14 protein-coding genes are annotated in these 16,147 nt (G+C 72.3%); 10 read left to right on the plus strand and 4 right to left on the minus strand.

The window, feature by feature from the left end:
* Nucleotides 1-6 precede the first annotated feature (6 nt).
* The 4 genes from JK364_RS17855 to JK364_RS17870 all read left to right on the plus strand — a co-directional run bounded on the left by JK364_RS17855 (nucleotide 7) and on the right by JK364_RS17870 (nucleotide 3,729).
* Nucleotides 7-819: an ABC transporter ATP-binding protein gene (locus tag JK364_RS17855; RefSeq protein ID WP_037959268.1), complete on the plus strand. Its 813-nt coding sequence runs from the start codon at nucleotides 7-9 to the stop codon at nucleotides 817-819.
* A complete protein-coding gene (locus JK364_RS17860) occupies nucleotides 812-1,687 on the plus strand; it encodes an ABC transporter permease (protein WP_201852088.1) in 876 nt (291 codons plus the stop codon). The genes JK364_RS17855 and JK364_RS17860 overlap by 8 nt, the downstream gene beginning before the upstream one ends.
* 126 nt (nucleotides 1,688-1,813) lie before the next feature.
* Nucleotides 1,814-2,845 (plus strand): ABC transporter substrate-binding protein, encoded by a 1,032-nt coding sequence (locus tag JK364_RS17865; RefSeq protein WP_201852089.1) that lies wholly within the window; start codon nucleotides 1,814-1,816, stop codon nucleotides 2,843-2,845.
* A gap of 317 nt (nucleotides 2,846-3,162) precedes the next feature.
* A complete protein-coding gene (locus JK364_RS17870) occupies nucleotides 3,163-3,729 on the plus strand; it encodes a hypothetical protein (protein ID WP_201852090.1) in 567 nt (188 codons plus the stop codon).
* 373 nt (nucleotides 3,730-4,102) lie between these two features.
* Here JK364_RS17870 and JK364_RS17875 read toward each other — a convergent pair whose 3' ends face one another.
* Complete coding sequence (locus tag JK364_RS17875) at nucleotides 4,103-5,212, minus strand: MGDG synthase family glycosyltransferase (RefSeq protein WP_201852091.1); 1,110 nt, start codon at nucleotides 5,210-5,212, stop codon at nucleotides 4,103-4,105.
* A 150-nt stretch (nucleotides 5,213-5,362) separates the two neighbouring features.
* Between JK364_RS17875 and JK364_RS17880 the strand changes: the two genes are divergently transcribed.
* The 3 genes from JK364_RS17880 to JK364_RS17890 are packed head-to-tail and all read left to right on the plus strand — an operon-like array spanning nucleotide 5,363 to nucleotide 7,923.
* The gene (locus JK364_RS17880) at nucleotides 5,363-6,181 is read left to right on the plus strand and encodes an SDR family NAD(P)-dependent oxidoreductase (protein WP_201852092.1); all 819 of its coding nucleotides are present in this window, start codon (nucleotides 5,363-5,365) and stop codon (nucleotides 6,179-6,181) included.
* 6 nt (nucleotides 6,182-6,187) lie between these two features.
* A complete protein-coding gene (locus tag JK364_RS17885; protein WP_201852093.1) occupies nucleotides 6,188-7,195 on the plus strand; it encodes a DMT family transporter in 1,008 nt (335 codons plus the stop codon).
* Complete coding sequence (locus tag JK364_RS17890; RefSeq protein WP_201852094.1) at nucleotides 7,192-7,923, plus strand: polysaccharide deacetylase family protein; 732 nt, start codon at nucleotides 7,192-7,194, stop codon at nucleotides 7,921-7,923. Before JK364_RS17885 ends, JK364_RS17890 begins: the two co-directional genes overlap by 4 nt.
* Before the next feature lie 7 nt (nucleotides 7,924-7,930).
* Here JK364_RS17890 and JK364_RS17895 read toward each other — a convergent pair whose 3' ends face one another.
* The gene (locus JK364_RS17895; RefSeq protein ID WP_230992103.1) at nucleotides 7,931-9,403 is read right to left on the minus strand and encodes a class II fumarate hydratase; all 1,473 of its coding nucleotides are present in this window, start codon (nucleotides 9,401-9,403) and stop codon (nucleotides 7,931-7,933) included.
* 417 nt (nucleotides 9,404-9,820) lie between these two features.
* Nucleotides 9,821-10,771, minus strand: a complete 951-nt coding sequence (locus JK364_RS17900) for an anti-sigma factor RsbA family regulatory protein (protein ID WP_201852095.1) — start codon at nucleotides 10,769-10,771, stop codon at nucleotides 9,821-9,823.
* Nucleotides 10,772-10,923: 152 nt separating this feature from the next.
* On the opposite strand from JK364_RS17900, the gene JK364_RS17905 reads away from it, so the two are divergent.
* The 3 genes from JK364_RS17905 to JK364_RS17915 all read left to right on the plus strand — a co-directional run bounded on the left by JK364_RS17905 (nucleotide 10,924) and on the right by JK364_RS17915 (nucleotide 13,244).
* Nucleotides 10,924-11,805, plus strand: a complete 882-nt coding sequence (locus JK364_RS17905) for an alpha/beta fold hydrolase (RefSeq protein WP_201852096.1) — start codon at nucleotides 10,924-10,926, stop codon at nucleotides 11,803-11,805.
* A gap of 229 nt (nucleotides 11,806-12,034) precedes the next feature.
* The gene (locus JK364_RS17910; RefSeq protein ID WP_201852097.1) at nucleotides 12,035-12,358 is read left to right on the plus strand and encodes a hypothetical protein; all 324 of its coding nucleotides are present in this window, start codon (nucleotides 12,035-12,037) and stop codon (nucleotides 12,356-12,358) included.
* A 52-nt stretch (nucleotides 12,359-12,410) separates the two neighbouring features.
* Nucleotides 12,411-13,244 (plus strand): SAM-dependent methyltransferase, encoded by an 834-nt coding sequence (locus tag JK364_RS17915; protein ID WP_201852098.1) that lies wholly within the window; start codon nucleotides 12,411-12,413, stop codon nucleotides 13,242-13,244.
* Between the two features lie 80 nt (nucleotides 13,245-13,324).
* Here JK364_RS17915 and JK364_RS17920 read toward each other — a convergent pair whose 3' ends face one another.
* Nucleotides 13,325-16,102, minus strand: a complete 2,778-nt coding sequence (locus JK364_RS17920; RefSeq protein WP_201852099.1) for an AfsR/SARP family transcriptional regulator — start codon at nucleotides 16,100-16,102, stop codon at nucleotides 13,325-13,327.
* Nucleotides 16,103-16,147 lie beyond the last annotated feature (45 nt).

A 16,147-nucleotide genomic window follows, 5' to 3' on the forward strand; every position in this document is an offset into this window, starting at 1 on the left:
CCGGCCATGAGCAGCCACACCAGCCCCGCCATCGAGCTGCGGGGAACGAGCAAGGCGTTCCGGACACCGTCCGGGGCCCTCCACACCGCGGTCAGGGATCTGGACCTGACCGTCGGACACGGTGAGTTCGTCGCCGTCGTCGGGCCCACCGGCTGCGGCAAGTCCACGACATTGACGCTGGTCAGCGGGTTGGAGGAGCCCACCGAGGGCGATGTGCTGGTGGCCGGTGAGCCGGTCCGCGGCATCGCCTCCAACGTGGGCTTCGTCTTCCAGCAGGACGCGGTGTTCCCCTGGCGCAGCGTGCTGTCGAACGTGATGGCCGGCCCGCGCTTCCGCGGTGTGCCCAAGGCGGAGGCGAAGGAGCGGGCCCGTGAGTGGCTGGCCCGGGTCGGCCTCACCTCCTTCGAGGACCGCTATCCGCACCAGCTCTCGGGCGGCCAGCGCAAGCGCGTGGCGCTCGCGTCCACCTTCGTCAACGACCCCGAGATCCTGCTCATGGACGAGCCGTTCTCGGCGCTCGACGTCCAGACCCGCGCGCTGATGTCGGACGAACTCCTGGAGCTGTGGGCGGGGACCGGCGCATGCGTCGTCTTCGTCACCCACGACCTGGAGGAATCCATCGCCCTGGCCGACAAGGTCGTGGTGATGACGGCCGGACCGGCCACCGTCAAGGAGGTCTTCGAGATCGATCTGCCCCGGCCCCGCAAGGTGGAGTCGGTGCGGCTGGAGCCGCGGTTCGTGGAGATCTACCGGGAGATCTGGTCCTCGCTCGGCGAAGAGGTCCGCATCACCCGTGAGAGGGGTGCCGTCGATGCCTGAGACCATCTCCGCCACGGCCACCCCCGCCGTCGGCAAGACACCCCGTACCGAGCGCTCCAAGGCCCGGGCGCGCGCCGCGCGCAACCGCGCCATCCTCGTGCAGAGCACCCGGGCCCTGGTGCTCCTCGGCGTCATCGGGCTGTGGGAATGGCTGGCCCGCGCCTCCGTCATCGACCCCTTCAACTTCTCGATGCCCTCGAAGATCTGGGAGCAGCTCAAGCAGTGGGCGCTGCACGGCACCGCGCAGGGCTCGCTGTGGGAGCAGATCTGGTACACGCTCTACGAGGCGCTCCTGGGCTGGGGCATCGGGGTCGTGGCCGGTGTGGTCCTGGGGATCGCGTTCGGCCGGATCGCCTTCCTCGCCGATGTGCTAGGCCCCTACATCAAGGTGCTCAACGCGCTGCCGCGGATCGTGCTCGCGCCCATCTTCCTCATCTGGTTCGGCCTCGGCCCGGCCTCGAAGGTGGCCTCGGCCGTCGTCCTGGTCTTCTTCCCCGTCTTCTTCAACGCCTTCCAGGGCGCCCGGGAGGTCGACCGCAATCTGGTGGCCAACTCCCGGATCCTCGGTGCGAGCAACCGCCAGGTCACCCTCCAGGTGGTGATTCCCTCCGCCACCTCATGGATCTTCACCAGCCTCCATGTCAGCTTCGGCTTCGCCCTCATCGGCGCCATCGTCGGCGAGTACATCGGCGCCACCAAGGGGCTCGGCCTGCTGGTGTCCTCCTCGCAGGGCACCTTCAACGCCGCCGGTGTGTACGCCGCCATGGTGATCCTCGCCGTGGTGGCCCTGCTCGCCGAGGGGCTGCTGACCTTCCTGGAGAAGCGGCTCTTCCGCTGGAAGCCCGCCCAGCCCGGCGAGGACCGCTGAGCCCGCCTCCTGCTTCCCGGCTCCGGCTGAGCCCCCTTCTCGGCTCCGGCTGAGCCCCCTCCCCGGGTCTCGCTGAGCCCCACCCTCCTTCTCCCCGCTCACCACCGCTCACAAGGACGTGACCTCATGCGCAGCAGTGCCAAGTTCTCCGCGGCCGCCGTCGCCGCGGCGCTCGCTCTGACCACCCTCACCGCCTGCGGCGGCGACTCCAGCGCCTCCGGCGGCGAGGGTGGCAAGGTCAAGATCATGGTGGGTGGCCTGGACAAGGTCATCTACATGCCCGCGATGCTCACCCAGCGGCTCGGCTACTTCAAGGCGGAGGGCCTCAAGGTCCAGCTGCTCACCGAGCCCGCCGGGGTCCAGGCCACCACCTCGCTGGTCGCGGGCGATGTCCAGGGCGTCGTCGGCTTCTACGACCACACCCTCGATCTGCAGGTCAAGGGCAAGCAGGTGGAGTCCGTAGTCCAGCTCGCCCAGGCCCCCGGCGAGGTCGAGGTGGTCTCCAACAAGGCGGCGGGCGAGCTGAAGTCGCCCAAGGACTTCAAGGGCAAGAAGCTCGGTGTCACCGGTCTGGGCTCCTCCACGGACTTCCTGACCAAGTACCTCGCGGTCGACAGCGGCGTGCAGACCAGCGAGTTCACCCCGGTGGCGGTCGGCGCGGGCCAGACCTTCATCTCGGCCCTCAAGCAGGGCTCCATCCAGGGCGGGATGACCACCGATCCGACGGTCGCCCAGATCGTGGAGCAGAAGATCGGCAAGGTCCTGATCGACATGCGCACACCCGAGGGTTCCAAGCAGGCCCTCGGCGGTCTGTACCCCTCCTCCTCGCTCTACATGAACACCGACTGGGTGAACGGCCACAAGGACACGGTGCAGAAGCTGGCCAACGCCTTCGTGAAGACCCTCAAGTGGATGTCCACCCACTCGGCCGAGGACATCGCCGCCAAGATGCCGAGCGACTACGCGCAGGGCGGTGCCAAGCTCTACGCGGAGGCCATCAAGAGCACCCTGCCGATGTTCACCAAGGACGGGGTGATGCCGGCGGACGGCCCGGCGACCGTCGAGCGCGTCCTCAAGGCGTTCAACCCCAATCTGAAGAACGCCACGGTGGATCTGAAGAAGACCTACACCACCGAGTTCGTCAAGAAGGCGGGCTAGTTCGGAGGGGGTCCGACGGGTCTTGACGCCTGCGGCGGGCTGTTCCCCTCCCCGCCCCTTCCCACAACTGGGGCTCCGCCCCAGACCCCGGGCCGGGGTGCGAAGCCCCTGCCACGCGGCGGCCCACGCGGCGGGCCATGCGGCTCCGCCGCGTGGCCCGCCGGACAGCCGATGGGTCCCGGGGCCGGTTGCGCGGATTGACAGTCCCGTGCCCGTGGCGGACGGGTGTTTTCTCCCTGGTTCACGAAGACGTGCCGGGTGGCCGGACGGAAGGCTGTGCGGCGTCACTCCGCATCCCTTCCGAGGAGGAACACCGCATGACCCGACACGGAAGCAGACGCGTCATCGCGCTGCTGGCCTGTACCGCGGCCCTCACCGGTGCCGCCCTCAGCACCGGTGGGGCCGCTCAGGCGGCGGCCCCGGCGAAGGCGCCGACGGCGACCACCTGCACCGACCCCAAGACCGGCCTCCCGCTCACCGCCACGATCGAGGGGGACAAGAACGCCAATGCCATCTGGGGCACCCCGGGCAGCGTCGTCAACGCCTTCTCGGGGGACGACTGGGTCTTCTCCGACCTGATCAGCACCTCCGCCGTGGTCTGCCTCGGTGACGGCTCGGACAACTTCAACCCCAGCGACCCGACCAATGTGTCGGTGGGGACGTACTTCGGTGTGAGCGGCCAGAACGGCAACGACAACATCACGGGCGGCACCGGCAACGACTACCTCTTCGGCGACAGCCCCGACAACGCCTCCCACTCCGGCAACGACACCCCCTCGGGGGCTAAGTCCAGGGTGCGGCGTCTGAGAGCCTGTGTCATATCCCCGGCCGGGCGTGCGACGCCTGGCACGCTCCCCCAGCTACCGCTGGGAGGTGCCCCCTGACGCCGCACGCTGATCCGACCGGGGATATGACACAGGCTCTGAGCCAGACCGCGTAGTCCAGCGCCTCGGCGTGTCGCCGGCCGTCGTGCTCCACGAACCGGTACTCGGGGATCTCCTGTCCGTAGACCTCCACTTCGTGACGCGCGTCGTCCAGGGTGCGCCGGGCCAGCTCGGCGAAGAGATGACTGCCCATCGGGCGGTGCCTCCGTCAGTCGTTCGGGAACTCCCGCGGGACCGCACGGGGACAACTCGCTCGCGGGGGGCGATGCTCCACGCGGCGTTCCCGAGGTCGGATGGGTCGAGGCCGAGCATGCCACCAGTCGCGGTCGGCCGGTCGGCCGGTCGGCACGGGCGGCATCGCGTGCGCGGATTCTCACCTCGCGGCCGTCCGGGCGACCACGTCGGTCAGCCGGACGGCGGCGTCGTCGGCGAACAGCCGGCGGCCCGCCGCGATACGGCGCTCCCGCCACGCGGAGGGCTCGGTGAGCGCATCGAGCAGCCGCAGCAGCTCCCACGAGTCCCGTGCGTGGTCCGAGAGGCCCAGCGCGGCCATCCGGCGGACGCCCTCGCGGCCATGGCCCGGGATGGGGCGGTAGCCGATCACGGGTACCCCGGTGGCCAGCGCCTCCAGCGCGGTCTGACCGGCCGCGTTGTCCACCACGGCCCGTACGGCGGCGAGCAGACCCGGCATATCCGGCTCCCAGCCGAGGGCCGCCACCTCCGGGCGGCGCGACAGCTCGGCGCGCAGCCGTTCGTCCCGGCCGCACGGCACCACCGGCAGATACCCCGCCCCGGACATCAGCCGCGCGGTGTCCGCCACGCGGGTGCCCGCGCCCCACGCCCCCACGGACAGCAGCACCGGCGGCCTCCCGGGCGCGAGCGCGCCCAAGCGCCGCCGCCACCCCGCCGCCCCCCGCGCCGGTCCGAAGAAGCGCGCCGCCACCACCGGTCCGGTGGCCACCGACGGGCGGCCCAGCGCCCGGCGCACCGTGTCCGCGGCGTCCGCGGTGACACACAGATGCAGATCGTTGCCCGGGTGCAGCCACTGGCGGTGCACCGCGAAATCGGTCACCACCACCGCGCTGGGCACCCCCAGGGCCCCGCGCGCCCGCAGCCTGCCGGTCAGCTGCGCGGCCAGATGGAACACCGGGACGACGACATCCGGCCGTTCCCGCTCCACCAGGGCCAGCAGCCGGTCCTCGGCGAGCGCCGCCAGCGGGGCGCTGCCCGGCCGGGGGCCCTTGCCGGGGCGGAAGAACGCCCGGTAGATGCCCTCGTACACCACCGGGGCGCGGCGGATGGCCGTCCGGTAGAACGAACGCAGCCCCGCCCCGATCCGGTGCGGCAACAGCTCCAGCACATCCACCCGGCCGGCCCCCTGACCCCGGTCCTCCAGTCTGCGGACCAGCTCAGCGGCGACCGCGTCATGTCCGGCTCCCATCCCGGCGCTGACAACGAGAAAGCGTGCCGACAGGGGGTGCATGACCACCTCCGATGGTGCGAGGCGCGGCTCCTCATGGCTCACTGGAGGTATCCGCTCCGCATGCCGTCAAACCGCGCGCTCGACGGCCGGTGACCCAGGACCAGGTGACCCAGGACCAGCGGCCGGTCGGCGGCGAGACAGGGAGATGCCATGATCCGCCCCCTCCCGGACACACCCCTGGATCGCGGCCAGGTGCGGGACACCGGGCATCCGGCAGCCACCGGGACGAGGGTCGCGCTGGTGACCGGCGCCTCCTCGGGCATCGGGGCCGCCATCGCCGACCGGATCGCGGCCGAGGGCGGATGGCGGCTGCTGGTCAGCGGCCGCCACCGGGAACGGCTCGACCGCGTGGCCGCCAGGACATCGGCCCTCGCCCTCCCCGTCGACCTGGCCGCGCCGGAGGGTCCGGAGGCGCTCTTCAGGGACGCCCTCCACGCCGCCGGACGGGTGGATCTGCTGGTCGCGGGGGCGGGCGTGGGCTGGGCGGGCCCCTTCGCCACCATGCCCCCCGCCGCCATCGACCAGCTGGTCCGCGTGGATCTGCTCGCCGCGATGCGCCTGGTCCGCATGGTCGTCCCCCGGATGGAGGCCGAGCGGCGCGGACACATCGTGCTGATCGGTTCGGTGGCCGGGACCGTCGGGGTGCGTGGCGAGGCGGTGTACTCCGCGGCCAAGGCGGCGCTCGGCGTCTTCGCCGACGCCCTGCGCCACGAGCTGGGCCGGGCCGGGGTGCGCGTCACCCATGTGGTCCCCGGCGTGGTGGACACCCCGTTCTTCGCCCGGCGCGGCGCCCCGTACACCCGGCGGCTGCCCCGCCCGCTGCCGCCCGAGCGGATCGCCGACGCGGTCTGGGACGCGGTCGAGCGCGGGCGGGACGAGGTGTACGTACCGGCCTGGATGCGGCTGCCCGCGGTGGTCCGGGCCCTGGCTCCCCGGCTGTACCACCGCTTGGCCACACGCTTCGGGTGACCCCCGGTGAGCGTCCTGACCGTCGTACTGGCCCTGCTGTCCGCCCTGGGCAACGGCGCGGCCTCGGTACTGCAGCGGCGGGCCGCGATGGACCAGGTCCGGGAGGAGCGGGGCGACGGCGGGCCGATGCGGAACCTGCTGCGGCTGGCGCGGCTGCTGCGCCGCCCGTTCTGGCTGGCCGGTCTCGCGGCGATGGTGGTGTCGGCGGTGGCGCAGGTGGGCGCGCTGGCGGTCGGGCGGCTCTCCGTGGTCCAGCCGCTGCTGGTCAGCGAGCTGCTGTTCACCCTGGTGGTCGGCAGTCTGGTGTTCCGCCACCGCCCGGACGGCCGGACCTGGCTGTCGTTCGTGATGCTCGCCGCCGGGCTCGCGCTCTTCCTGGTGGCGGCCGACCCCTCCAGCGGTTCGCCCACGGCGCGCAACGGCCGCTGGATGCCCGTGGGCGTGGTGGTGGCCATCGTCGTGGGCGCCCTGATCGCGGTGGCCCGGGTGCTGCGCGGGGCCGCGCGCGCCGTCACCCTGGGCAGCGCCACCGCCGCCTGCTTCGCCTGCACGGCGGCGCTGATCAAGGAGCTGACCGGCCGGTTCCCCGGTGGGGTGGTGGAGGTGTTCACCGACTGGCCGCTGTACGCGGTGTGCGCCGTGGGACTGCTGAGCTTCCTGTTGCTGCAGAGCACCCTGGGCGCGGGCACCCTGGCCGCCTCGCAGCCCGCGCTCACCCTCGGCGACGCCCTGGTCAGCATCGCGCTGGGCTGGATGCTGTTCGGCGAGCGCATCGCGCTGGGGCCGCGGATCGTGCCCGAAGTGGCCGGGATCCTGCTGATGGCGACCGGCATCGTGGGGCTGACCCGCTCGCCCGCCATGTGCGGCGGCTGGGACCGGGCCGTCCTCGAACCGCCGCGGAACGCCGGGACACCGCTCCCCGGCGGGCGGAGCGGCCCTGGCGGGCGGAGCGGCCCTGGCGGACGGAGCGGCCCCGGCGGGCGGAGCGGCCCCGGCGGCGAGGGGACACCATGAGCGTGCGCCACCGCTCCGGTGTCCTGGTGCGCAACGCCGCGCTGCTCGCGGCGGCCGCGCACCTCGCCCCCGCCGGCACCTGGCTGCCCGGGCCCCGGAGCGTCCTGTTCCCGGCCCTGGCGGGCCGCGGGCGGCCCGGCCATGTGGCCCTCACCTTCGACGACGGACCCGATCCACGCACCACCCTGCGCTTCCTCCAGGTGCTCGACGAGCTGGGTGTCCGCGCCACCTTCTTCGTCCTGGGGGACGGCGTGATGCGTTTCCCGCACACCACGCTGGAGATCGTCCGCCGAGGCCATGAGGTCGCCGTCCACGGCTGGACCCACAGCCGCCCCTGGCTGCCCACGGTGTCCCGGGACGCCCACGAGGTGGCCCGGGCCGCCCGCGCGATCCGGCTGGCCACCGGCGCGGTGCCGCGGTGGTACCGGCCGCCGTACGGCATTCTCACCGGTGGCCGCTGGCTGGCGGCGGCCCGGTCCGGACTCACCCCCGTCCTCTGGTCGGCCTGGGGGCGCGACTGGACCGAGCACGCCACCCCGGGGTCGGTGGCCGCCGCCGTACGGCGCGATCTGCGCGACGGGGCCACCGTTCTGCTGCACGACACCGACCGCGCCGCGGCCACGGGCTGCTGGCGCGCCACGCTGGCCGCGCTGCCCGTGGTGGTGGCGGAGTGCCGGGCCGGAGGGCTGGAGGTGGGGCCGCTGGCCGAGCACGGGATACGCCGGTGAACTGAGCTCAGCCGTCGCGCAGGCGGGCCATCTTCCGGGGGTCCACGATCCGGTCGAAGTCCTCGGCGCCGATGTGGCCGCTGGCGATGGCCGCCTCGCGCAGGGTCGTTCCCTCGGCGGCGGCCTTACGGGCGATCTCGGCGGCCTTGTCGTGGCCGATCCGCGGGGACAGCGCGGTGACCAGCATCAGTGAACGGGCCAGATACTCGTCGATCCGCTCGCGGTTCAGCTCGATGCCCTCGACGCAGTACGCGCGCAGCTTCTCGCAGGCGTCGGCGAGGATGCGGGCGGAGTGCAGGAAGTCGCTGATGACCAGGGGCCGGGCCGCGTTGAGCTGGAAGTTCCCCCGGGTGCCCGCGTGTGCCACGGCGGCGTCGTCGGAGAGCACCTGGGTGCACACCATCATCATGGCCTCGCACTGCGTCGGGTTGACCTTGCCGGGCATGCTGGAGCTGCCGGGCTCGTTCGCGGGCAGCGTCAGCTCCCCGATCCCGCCGTGCGGGCCGGAGGCGAGCCAGCGGATATCGTCGGCGATCTTCATCAGGGGGACGGCGAGGCCCCGGAGCCCGGCGGAGGCGGCCACCATGGCGTCCACACCGCTCTGCGCCGCGAAGGAGTTGGACGCCACCTTGAACGGATGGCCGGTGGCCACGGCGATCTCCCGCGCCACCGCCGGTCCGAAGCCCTCGGGGGCGCCCAGACCGGTGCCGACCGCCGTGCCGCCGATGGCGAGCTGGTACAGATCCGGCAGGGTGGCCCGCAGCCGCTCCAGCGCGTCGGAGAGCTGGGCGGCGTAGCCGGACCACTCCTGCCCCACGGAGAGGGGGACCGCGTCCCGCAGATGGGTGCGGCCGGTCTTGACGATGTCGTACCAGCTCCGAGACTTGGCGGCGATGGCCTCCTGGAGCAGGCTGACCCGCGGCAGCAGCGGGTCGTGCAGGACGTGCACCGCGGCGATGTGCATGGCCGTGGGGAAGGTGTCGTTGGAGGACTGGCCCAGATTGACGTGGTCGTTGGGGTGCACCGGCTCCTTGCTGCCCACGACGCCGCCGACCAGCTGGATCGCGCGATTGCTGATGACCTCGTTGACGTTCATATTGGTCTGGGTGCCGGAACCGGCCTGCCACACATACAGCGGGAAGTGGTCGTCCAGCGCGCCGGAGACCACCTCGTCGGCCACATGCGCGATCAGATCCGCCTGCCACCCGGCCAGCCGCCCCTCCCGGCCGTTGACCAGCGCGGCGGCCTTCTTCACATAGCCGTACGCGTGGTAGACCGCCTTGGGCATACGGTCGTCACCGATCGCGAAGTGGACCAGGGCCCGCTGGGTCTGGGCGCCCCAGTACCGGTCGGCCGGGACCTCGACGGGCCCCAGCGCGTCCGTCTCCCGCCGGGTGCCGGTGGCGTCGATGCGGGTGGGCAGGTCCCGCCGCACCCTCGGGGTGCCCTGGGCGCCCGGGCGCCGGTGGGGCGTGTTCATCGCGTGCTCTCCCACACGGATGGCAGCCCATCCATACGCACACTCCGCATCACGGCTGTTGCCCTCCCCGCCAGTGTCGCTCCGCACCGCCCCGGCCGCATCCGGCCGGGGTGGTGCCGCGTTCGGCCGATCCGGGTGTCAGCCCTGGCCGTCATCGCCATGGCCTACAGGCTCGGTCAGCGCGAACGCCGGAAGCTCGACCCCGACACGCTCGCCGCGGTCAAGCTCGACATCGCCTCCGGCGCGGCGTTCGAGCCGGTGAAGGCGGACTGGCGGAACTCGGCGACTTCCAGAAGCACGCCCTGCGCTGGGGCGTGCCCGTCTCCCTCGGCTGCATCGCCTTCGCCGTCCTCACCGGGGCCATCACCGTCACCTGACCCCGGCCGTCAGTCGGCACTCCGGGCCGTCAGAGGGACGTCAGATCCGGGTGCGCAGCCGGATGAGGGTGCCGTCCGCGTCGGCCTGCATCTGCACCACGTCGCAGAGCATGCGGACGCCCCACAGACCGAACCCGGGCTCGGAGTCGACCGGCGGGGTGAAGCCCCACAGCGCGTCCGGGTACCAGTGGCCGGGCCCGGAGATCTCGCAGACCAGATCGCCGTCGTGGAGCCAGGTGCTCAGCCGCGCCGGGGCACCGCCGTGCCGGATCGCGGTGGTGGACACCTCGCTCACGGCCGCGACCATGTTGCGCAGCGCGTCATGGGCCATGCCGTGCCGGCTCGCCCGCTCGGCCACGAAGGTGCGTGCGGCGTCCAGGTCGGTCGAGACGATCGACACGGACTCGGCCGTGCGCGGGGCGGACGGCAGGGGCCGCCGGTCGCAGGTGGCGCTGAACGGGCCGGGGTCGGTGTAGGCGTCGCTCTTCTCCGGCCCGTGGCCGTCGATGATCTCGGGGTGGGTCTGGCGCGCGTAGGCGAGGATCTCGGGGTGCAGCAGACGGCGGTCGTAGCAGCAGATGGCACGGGCGCCGGAGTGGGCGAAGGCCGCGTTCACGATCGACTCGTAGCGCGCCCACTCCACCACCTCGAGCGGGGTGCGGCCCTGCCACACCGGTTCGGCGATCACCCGGACCCGGCGCGGCTTCTCGGCCTTCACGAAGGAGTCATAGGCGGCGATGGTCTTGACCGGGTGCTGGTACCAGCTGAGCGCCTCCTCGAACTGCACCGCCTTGGCGTCCTGCCCGAGCGCGTCCCGCAGCGCGTCGATGTTGGAGGTGGCCGCGACGACGGCCACGGCGTCGTCCGCCGCCAGGCCTTCGCGGAGGAACGGGACGCAGATATCGACCACGTCCTCCTCGTCGCGGTAGAGGAATCCGCGGTGCATCATCGCATCGCGGTGGTCCGCGACGGGGCTGCTCGGGCTGGTCATCGGGCCTCCCTGGGGCTCGGCCGGCGAAAACACGCGGTGCGTCATCGAATTTCCGGACGGTATAGCGCAGTCTGCCACTTCCCCGGCCCGGCGCGCAGCCCGTTCCGGCCATACATGGACGGCATCCTGACGGTGCATTAGCATCCTCGGGCGTGACAGAGCTGAAGAACATCAACGCAAATGGACTTGATTTCGGGTATTTCGAAGCGGGCCCGGCCGACGCCCCATTGGCGCTGTGCTTGCACGGCTTCCCAGACTCCGCGCACTCCTGGCGTCATCTGCTTCCCGAGCTCGCGGACGCGGGCTACCACGCCGTGGCGCCCTTCCTGAGGGGCTACGCGCCCAGCGGCATACCCGCCGACGGCGCCTACCAGGCGGGTGCGATCGCCGCGGACGCCAACGCGCTCCACGAGGCGTTCGGCGGCGACGGCGACGCCGTGCTCATCGGCCACGACTGGGGCGCCATCGCCGCGTACGGCGCCACCGGCAGCGCCCCCGAGCGCTGGCGGCGCGCGGTCACGATGTCGGTGCCCCCGCTGGGCGGGGTGCTGGCCGACTTCTTCAACTATGACTACGGCCAGTTCAAGCGGTCCTTCTACATCTTCATGTTCCAGACGCCGCTGGCCGAGGCCGGGGCGGCGGCGCACGACATGGCCCTGATCGACGGTCTGTGGCGCGACTGGTCGCCCGGGTACAAGGACGCCGCCGAGGACATCGCGCACGTCAAGGAGAGCCTGCGGGACCCGGCCCACCTCGCCGCCGCGATCGGCTACTACCGGGCGTTGTTCGACCCGTCGCGCCATGTGGAGGCGTACGCGGCCGAGCAGGAGGCCATCACCCGGACCGGAGAGGTCCCCATCCTCTATCTGCACGGTACCGACGACGGCTGCATCGGCGCCGATGTCGTCCAGGGCGCCCCGGACCACCTGCCCGCGGGCTCGCGGATGGAACTGGTCGACGGTACCGGGCACTTCCTCCACCTGGAGCGGCCCGAGCGGATCAACCGGGAGGTCCTGGCCTGGCTCGCCGAGTGACCGGGTGACCGGGCGGCCCTGGTCCTACGCCATACCGCCATATGGTGTGTGACCAGGTCCTTTTCCAACGCGGAACGCGATGCGGCCGCGGCGGGACCCCGACCGGGGCGGACCCGGTCGAGCCGCCGCGGCCGTCGCTTTACCGCCGGTATACCGCCGCTGATCCGCCCTCATCCATGCTGGACGCATCGCTACAGCCGCCCGGTAGGGACGCGTCTGGAGAGGGCCTGTGAACGTCGACCAGCAGTATCAGCCTCATGTCGAGGACGAACTCCTCTACGCCTGGAGCACCTTTCAGCTCTGCGGCGGGGTGGAGGGGTCCGGCCCGAGCGGCACCTGCCGGGCCGAACGCACCGCCCGTGCCTGTCTCGAAGCGGCGCTCCAGGCCACCGCGGCCCACTCCAAGGCGTACTCCTGGGGTCAGCTCAGCCGGGTGTCCGCGGATGTCGACCTGCCCTTCCACCTGTGGGCGCGGGATCCGGTCGCCTGGGCCGAACCGGGGCCGAGGAAGACGGTCACGTGGCGTCCGGGCGCGGCTCCGCACCCGCAGTGATCCGGAACCGTCGGTGGTGAGGCGAGGCAGTGCTAGTGGTAAGGGAATCACGATGAAGAGCAGCGGACCCGGCATCGGGCTCAGGACGAGGGAGTGGCGGCCGGCCGACCACGGACGTCTTGCGGTCAGCGAGGCGAACCCGGCCAGGGTCTACAACTATCTCGTCGGCGGCAAGGACAATTACCTCGCCGATTACGAGCAGGCTCAGCGATTTCTCGGTGTCGCACCGGAAGTCCGCGACACCGCGCTCTCCAATCGGAGATTTCTGCACCGGGCCGTCCGCCATCTCGCCGCCAATGGAATCAGCCAATTCCTGGATATCGGCGCGGGATTGCCGGCGACCCCGAATGTGCATGAAATCGCCCAGGCCGTGAATCCCCGGGCCCGGGTGGTCTACGCCGACAACGACCCCATCGTGGCGAGCCACGGCCAGGCCCGGCTCTCCGTCTCCGGCACCACGATGGTCAAGACCGACATCCGCTCGCCCGAGGAGCTCCTGGGCCATGAGGAGCTGCGGCGGCTGCTCGACCCCGCACAGCCGGTCGCGATCCTGCTGACGCTCGTCCTCGACTACATCGAGGACCTGGCGAACCCCGTCGGCATCGTCCGCCGGCTCATGGACTGGGCCGCGCCGGGCAGCTGTCTGGTCCTCTCCCACGCCACCGGTGACTTCACCATCGACACCGACCGGGACTGGGAGGTCATCAGCTTCGGGGACCCGGTGTCCCTGGTCGCCCGCGACCATGCCGGGATCATGGAGTTCTTCGCCGGGCTCGACCTGCTCGCCCCGGGCCTGGTGCAACTGCCCTCGTGGCGTCCGGGCATCGGCGCCGAGTCCGACCCGAGCCGGGTGTGGGCCTACGGCGGGGTGGCCCGCAAGCCGTAGCCCCGGCCGCCCCTTATCCCGGCCGCCCCCTTCGCCCGACGTCCGCCCCGGTTCGCCCGACGTCCGCCCCGGATCCCGCCTCAGCGCGGGCCGGGGCCGATCTGCAGGGTCATACAGGCGGGGAAGAGCCCGCTCCAGGTGTGCCCGCGCCAGCTCTCGTACGTACCGGGGCGCTTCCATACGGGCAGCGCCTGGTCCATATGGGCCCGGCCCTCGGGGAACCTGCCCTGCTCCATATAGGTGATCCCGATCTCGTAGAGGGCGAAGCCCTCATGGTGGATGTTGCCCGTGCGGCGGGCGTACTCCAGGCTCTCCTTGAAACAGGTCAGGGCGTCCTCGGGGCGGCCCAGCCCCCGGTGGGCCCGGCCGAGGTTGCCCAGGCCGATCACCTCGGCCGGCAGATCCCCGGCCTCCCGGGCGAGGGCGAGCTGCCGCTCCTGCACCGTGATGGCCTCCTCGTAAAGGCCCAGTTCGCACAGCGCGTCCGCGAGATTGCACGCGGTGCGCAACTCGCCCTCTCGATGGCTCAGTTCGCGCCAGATCTCCAGCGCCGACTCCAGGGTGGTCCGTACCTCGTCATAGCTGTGCTGCAGCCAGTACGCGGCGGAGAGGCCGTCCAGCCCCCACGCCTCGCTCTCCGGATCGCCCAGTCGGCGGGCGGTCTCGACGGCCAGCTCGTTGATCGTCTGGAGATCCTGGGCGTGCGCCCGGGGGAAGAGGAACCACTGGAGCGCCCGCGCCAGCCGCAGCCCCAGGCGCGCGATCGCCTCGGGCTGGGCGGGCTCGGCCGCGTGGACGACGGCGGCCAGCAGATTGGGCAGCTCGTCCTTCAGCCAGCTCTCCGCCTCGCCCTGGCCGCTCAGCGGCACCGCCGGGCCCTCCACCGGGTGCCGGGGCCAGGGGCGGAGCGGGTCGAGCAGGGTGACCGCCTGCTGGGCGGTGGCCGCGTAGCAGGACAGCGCCCGCTCCAGCGCCGCCGAACGCTCCATTTCGGACTCCTCCTGCTCCGCCTGCTCCGACGCGAACAGCCGCAGCAGATCGTGCATGTGGTAGCGGACGGAGTCCCGGCTCTCCAGGAGCTGGGCGTCGACCAGCCGCTCCAGCGCGTTCTCGGTGCGGTCGGCGGGCAGGTCCAGCAGCGCGGCGGCCACCGGCAGGCTCACATCGAGCCCGTGCAACACGCTGAGCAGCCGGAAGGCGCGGACCGCGTCCAGATCGTCGGAGCGCCGGCCGAGCCGGAAGCCCTCGTAGCTCACCTGGAAGCTGACGCGGACGGCCAGATCGCCGAAGCGCAGCTCGTCCAGCCGGCCCCGGGCGTCGGTCAGCTTGGTCACGAGGGTGCGCAGCGGCCACGCGGGGCGGGCGGCCAGCCGGGCACCGGCGATCCGCAGCGCCAGCGGCAGCCAGCCGCACAGCCGGGTGATCTCCTCCGCCTCCGCCGGCTCGGCCCGCACCCGCTCCGCGCCCACGACCCGCTCCAGCAGCGCCACCGCCTGGTCCTGCGGGAGCACATCCAGATGCAGATGGGTGGCGCCCTCCAGGGTGGTCAGCATCTCGCGGCTGGTGATCAGCGCGGCGCAGCCCGGACCGGCGGGGATCAGCGGCCGCACCTGGTCCACACTGGCGGCGTTGTCGAGGATCACCAGCAGTCTCCGGCCCGCCGCGAGCGAACGGAACTGCGCGGACGCCTCGTCGGTGTCGCCGGGCACGTTGGAGCCGTCCACGCCGAGAGCGCGCAGAAACCGGCCGAGCACCTCACCGGGGTCCAGGGCCGACTGCCCGGCGGTCGCCCCGTACAGATCCACATAGAGCTGGCCGTCGGGGAAGCGGTCGGCGAGCTGGTGTGCGGTGTGAATGGCCAGGGTCGACTTGCCGACCCCGCCGGTGCCGTCGATGGCCGCGAGCACCACCGACCGGCCGCCCTCGCCCGCCTCCGGGTCCCCGGCCGCGTCCATCAGCGCCTGGATCACCGCGACCTCGCCATGGCGCCCGGTGAACGCCGGGCTGGCGGGCGGCAGTTGGCGGGGCCCTCGGTGGGCCTTGCGGGCAGCGGCGGCGGAGTCGGGCCGGTCCGCCTCCGGGGCGGGCGCGGCCACCAGGGAGGCGTCGGCGTTCAGGATCCGCTCGTGGAGGTCGCGCAGCGGCGGGGTCGGCTCGACCCCCAGCTCCTCGCTCAGCAGCCGGTGCAGATCGCGGTAGGCGGCCAGGGCGTCGGCCTGCCGCCCGGACCGGTACAGCGCCAGCATCAGTCGGCCGCGCAGCTCCTCGCGGAACGGATACTCGGCGGTCAGCGCCTCCAGCTCGCCCAGGACGGCCGTATGGCGCCCGCACCGCAGGTCTGCGTCGATCCGGGCGTCCACGGCCTGCAGCCGGCACTCCTCGAGCCGGGTGGCCTCCGCCGTCACCGCCGGGGTCGGGGGCACATCGGCGAACGGGGTGCCGCGCCACATCGTCAGCGCCTCGCGCAGCCGCTCCGCCGCGGTCTCGGGCGCCTCCCGGTCGAGCGCCCGCCGCCCCTCCTCGATCAGCTGCTCGAAGCGGTGGGCGTCGAACTCGGCGGCCTCCACCGCCAGTCGGTAACCCTGTGCCTTGTAGCCCTGCTTCTCGGTGATCAGGGTCTGCCCGGCCTCGTCGCCCAGGGTCTGGCGGAGCCGGGAGACATAGGTCTGCAGCAGTTTGGTGGCGCTCTGGGGCGCCCCGTCCTCGCCCCAGAGCTCGTCCAGGAGCCGTTCGGTGGAGACGGTCTGGTTGGCGTGGCACAGCAGCACCGCGAGCAGCGTCCGCCACTTGGCCGGCCCCAGGGAGGCCCACCCCTCGCCGGCGCGCAGCTCAAGCGCCCCCAGGACCCGGTATCGCACCCGTCCCCTTCCATCGGCTCGTCAACTGACCACTCCGCAATGGTT

This window comes from Streptomyces endocoffeicus (assembly GCF_016741935.1).
Lineage (GTDB): Bacteria > Actinomycetota > Actinomycetes > Streptomycetales > Streptomycetaceae > Streptomyces > Streptomyces endocoffeicus.

What these genes read in the sequence shown, in the direction of transcription:
- JK364_RS17855 (WP_037959268.1), top strand. Translation starts at nt 7, where the DNA reads ATGAGCAGCCACACCAGCCCCGCCATCGAGCTGCGGGGAACGAGCAAG.
- JK364_RS17860 (WP_201852088.1), top strand. Translation starts at nt 812, where the DNA reads ATGCCTGAGACCATCTCCGCCACGGCCACCCCCGCCGTCGGCAAGACA.
- JK364_RS17865 (WP_201852089.1), top strand. Translation starts at nt 1,814, where the DNA reads ATGCGCAGCAGTGCCAAGTTCTCCGCGGCCGCCGTCGCCGCGGCGCTC.
- JK364_RS17870 (WP_201852090.1), top strand. Translation starts at nt 3,163, where the DNA reads ATGACCCGACACGGAAGCAGACGCGTCATCGCGCTGCTGGCCTGTACC.
- JK364_RS17875 (WP_201852091.1), bottom strand. Translation starts at nt 5,212, where the DNA reads ATGCACCCCCTGTCGGCACGCTTTCTCGTTGTCAGCGCCGGGATGGGA.
- JK364_RS17880 (WP_201852092.1), top strand. Translation starts at nt 5,363, where the DNA reads ATGATCCGCCCCCTCCCGGACACACCCCTGGATCGCGGCCAGGTGCGG.
- JK364_RS17890 (WP_201852094.1), top strand. Translation starts at nt 7,192, where the DNA reads ATGAGCGTGCGCCACCGCTCCGGTGTCCTGGTGCGCAACGCCGCGCTG.
- JK364_RS17895 (WP_230992103.1), bottom strand. Translation starts at nt 9,403, where the DNA reads ATGAACACGCCCCACCGGCGCCCGGGCGCCCAGGGCACCCCGAGGGTG.
- JK364_RS17900 (WP_201852095.1), bottom strand. Translation starts at nt 10,771, where the DNA reads ATGACCAGCCCGAGCAGCCCCGTCGCGGACCACCGCGATGCGATGATG.
- JK364_RS17915 (WP_201852098.1), top strand. Translation starts at nt 12,411, where the DNA reads ATGAAGAGCAGCGGACCCGGCATCGGGCTCAGGACGAGGGAGTGGCGG.